Here is a 3,294-nt window from a genome sequence, read left to right as displayed (position 1 = left end):
AGCGCTCAACGGCGCGCATCCGGTGCGAGGTTGCAGCGGAGGTTAACGGCGAATTCCGGCCGCACCCAACGAGGCGGCTCTCCGCTTCGGACCCCTGGATGGCAGACGTTTGGTGCGGCCGGAATCCCGGTCTACTGTCTCGCCATGCCACCGGGAAGGAGCCTTGCTCCACCCCTGTTGAGCTGTGCTTATCCGAGCTGTCACGTCCAATCGAGCAGCGTCGGAGGCGTGTTGCTCATTTGCCCGCGAGCGCCATAAGGAGGCCCACGTGCACTGCCTGAGATTACGAGCGCGGCTGGCTGCCGCGCGTGACCTGAAACCGGCGTCCTGGAGCTACCAACTCCTCTGACCCGGGCCCGCCGAGAGGCGGATGCACATCGGCGCGGTGCCGACGGCTTTGCACGAGAAGTCGGCACCGCGTTTCCTACGAACACCGAGGAGCCGCTGCGGTGCAGCATGCCCTGACACACCCGCGCCCCGACCCACCTCCGTCGCCTGGTCCGCACCGCCGTCGTGCTGAACGGCGGCGGCCGTGAAGAAGACGACGGGAGCCCTCGTCGGTCTGTGCGCCACCGGACCACTCCTGCTGGCACTGCCGCTCCTCGGCATCGGTGCCGGGACTGCCTCGGCCTCGTGCTCGACCGACGGTGCACAGGGTGTGGACACCTCCGCCGTCGCCAAGCAGGCGAAGGCCATCCTGGACGGCGGTGACAAGGGCTCGGTCTCCGTGCCGGGCCTGGACGCACCCGCCGATCAGGTCCCGAACGCCAAGACGATCCAGGCAACGGGCGTCGCGATGAACATCCCCGCCCGAGGGCAGTTCGTCGCCCTGGCAACCGCTCTGCAGGAGAGCGGCCTGCGGAACCTGACGTACGGCGACCGCGATTCGCTGGGTCTCTTCCAGCAGCGGCCGTCGATGGGCTGGGGCACGGCCAGCCAGATCCTTGACCCGGTGCACGCCTCGACGAAGTTCTACGAGGGACTCAAGAAGGTCTCCGGCTGGCAGTCCCTATCTGTCACCCAGGCCGCCCAGGCAGTACAGAAGTCGGGCTTCCCCGAGGCGTACGCCAAATGGGAGCCGCTGGCCACCGCCCTGCAGAAGGCCATTGAGCCCCTGCTGCAGAAGGCCGGCGGTGCATCGCCGAGCCCGTCGCCGTCCGGCTCTGCCGACACCGGCAGCCCCTCTCCAGATTCCGCGGGCGGTTGTTCGGCGGACAACGACGGGACGGACTTCGGCACCATCCCGGCGGGCGCGCTGCCTGACGAGTACAAGATTCCCGCCTCCGCGCCGCCGAAGGTGCAGACGGCGATCCGGTGGGCGCTCGGCCAACTCGGCACCCCGTATCAGTGGGGCGGCACTTGCACCGACTCCCACGGCAAGAACCCGATGGGCCGCTGCGACTGCTCCTCCCTGATGCAGGGCGCGTACACGGCCGCCGGGGCCACCCTGACGCGGACCACGTACACGCAGGTCAAGGACGCAAGCCCATCTCGGTCGATGCCCTCAAGCCGGGCGACCTCCTCTTCACCGAGGGGACCGCCTCCGTACCGGAACACGTCGGGATGGCGATCGGGCAGGGCCTGATCGTCCACGCCCCGCACACCGGTGACGTAGTGCGGATTACGACCGTCGCGTCCTGGAAATCGCGGATTTTCGCGGCTCGCCGAGTCGTCTGACCGGCGCTCCTCCCTCTCCTCACCTCCCCTCGCACCGCTGGTTCGCCCCGCCGGGCTTTGGCGTGCGCCCATTCGAACTGGAGTTCCCCATGTATCTCGCTGACCAGGTCATACAGCTCGCCTACGACACTGGAATCAAGCCGAACGAGGGAGGGCTCCCCGGCCTCAACGTCCTCAAGCAGGTAATGGGCTCGATCAACTTGTTCGGACTCATCGCCGTGGTCGGCGCCCTCGCCGTCAGTGCGGGCGTGTGGGCCTGGGGTCACCACTCCGGTGGTCACCAGGCCTAGGCGAACGGGAAGAAGGGCGTCCTGGTCAGCGCCGGCGCGGCCCTTCTTCTCGGTGCGGACAACGGTGTGGTGGCGTTCTTCTCGACGCTCGGGACGCAGGTCCACTGATGGCTCAGCACTCCACCCACCCCGGCGGCGCATCTCGCGTGCGCCGCCGGGCGCTGCTCGGCACTGCCGTCCTGGCGGTGCTCGTCACCCTCGCCGGCCTGGCCGCCTACCTCACCCGCGAGGGCCGAAGCCCCTCCGATACTGCTTCCTCACCGCCGAGTTCACCCACGGCGTCCTCCTCTTCCACGGCACCGCCCGGGCCGCACACCCCGCCCCGCACTCTCCCCGTTCCGCCGAAAACCCACGACCCGATCACGTACGGGAAGGACGCCGCAGCAGCACTGTGGTCGTACGACACCCGCGCGTACTCGCAGTCCGAGCTGCGCAAGGCGCTGCGCGGATGGCTGACCACGGAGTCGAAGTACGCCGATCCGGCCTCCGTCGACCAGGTGGTCCCCTCGGCCGTGCTGTGGAAGGAGATGGCCGCCAACAAGCAGGTCGCCACCGCCAAGGTCAACGAGGGGCACTTCCCGCACGCCTTTACCCAGGCCCTCCAGGACGACCCCGGGGCGATCACCCAGGCGTACGTCTACGCCGTCACGGTCTCCGGCAAGCAGTCGATTCGCTGGAAGGGCTCGGCCGCCGGCGGCGCGGAGAGCCGGTCCATCACCCTCGCGGTTCAGTGCCGGCCCAACCACCCCTGCGCCCTGGTCGGCGTCATGCCGTCCGTCGCGCCCTGAACCCCGCCCCAGAACGGAGGTACGACCCATGGGAGTCTGCGACTTCCCGCTGATGGACAAGGTGTGCGGCGCCGTCGACTTCGCCACCAACCCCGCCGGCACCGTCACCGACGGTCTCGGCGCGTGGATCGCAAAGTCGGCGGGCGAGCTGGCGTCCAGCGCGGCCGACCTGGCCGCCAAGGCCGTCAACAAGACGACGGCCATCGACCTCAACGCCGGGTGGTTCCGCGACAACTACGAGTTGCTGCTGCCCATCGGCCTCACCCTGACCGTCGGCATCTTCTGCATCCAGCTCATGACCGCGGCCTGGCGCCGAGACGAACGTGCGCTCGCCAAGGCGGCGTTCGGCACCATGACCGGAGTTCTGTTCAGCTTCTCCGCCATCGCCTTCACGACCGTCGCCATCACCGTCGTGGACGCGCTGTCCGACGGCCTCTTCAAAGCCGCCAACACCTCGATCGACGACGCGATCCGCCGCGTGATCAAGGTTGACCAGATGGGGGCCATGTACGGCCTCGGCTGGGGTGTGCTCGCGCTGG

General features: G+C 68.7%; 1 protein-coding gene and 3 pseudogenes. All 4 read left to right on the top strand.

Annotation, left to right across the window (positions count from 1 at the left end; all coding sequences use genetic code 11):
• Positions 1–532 precede the first annotated feature (532 nt).
• Positions 533–1,677, top strand: a pseudogene (locus ACIO3R_RS39440) (C40 family peptidase).
• A gap of 89 nt (positions 1,678–1,766) precedes the next feature.
• A pseudogene (locus ACIO3R_RS39435) lies at positions 1,767–2,075 on the top strand (DUF6112 family protein).
• Entirely contained in the window at positions 2,075–2,755 is a 681-nt protein-coding gene (locus ACIO3R_RS39430; protein WP_402111939.1) for a hypothetical protein, read from the top strand. The pseudogene ACIO3R_RS39435 and the gene ACIO3R_RS39430 overlap by 1 nt, the downstream one beginning before the upstream one ends.
• A gap of 28 nt (positions 2,756–2,783) precedes the next feature.
• Positions 2,784–3,294 (top strand): annotated as a pseudogene (locus tag ACIO3R_RS39425) (ATP-binding protein); the annotation flags it as partial.

This window comes from Streptomyces sp. NPDC087428 (assembly GCF_044744085.1).
Lineage (GTDB): Bacteria > Actinomycetota > Actinomycetes > Streptomycetales > Streptomycetaceae > Streptomyces.
Note: the sequence above shows the minus strand (reverse complement) of the source record. Positions and strands in the feature narration are given on the sequence as shown.

What these genes read in the sequence shown, in the direction of transcription:
- ACIO3R_RS39430 (WP_402111939.1), top strand. Translation starts at nt 2,075, where the DNA reads ATGGCTCAGCACTCCACCCACCCCGGCGGCGCATCTCGCGTGCGCCGC.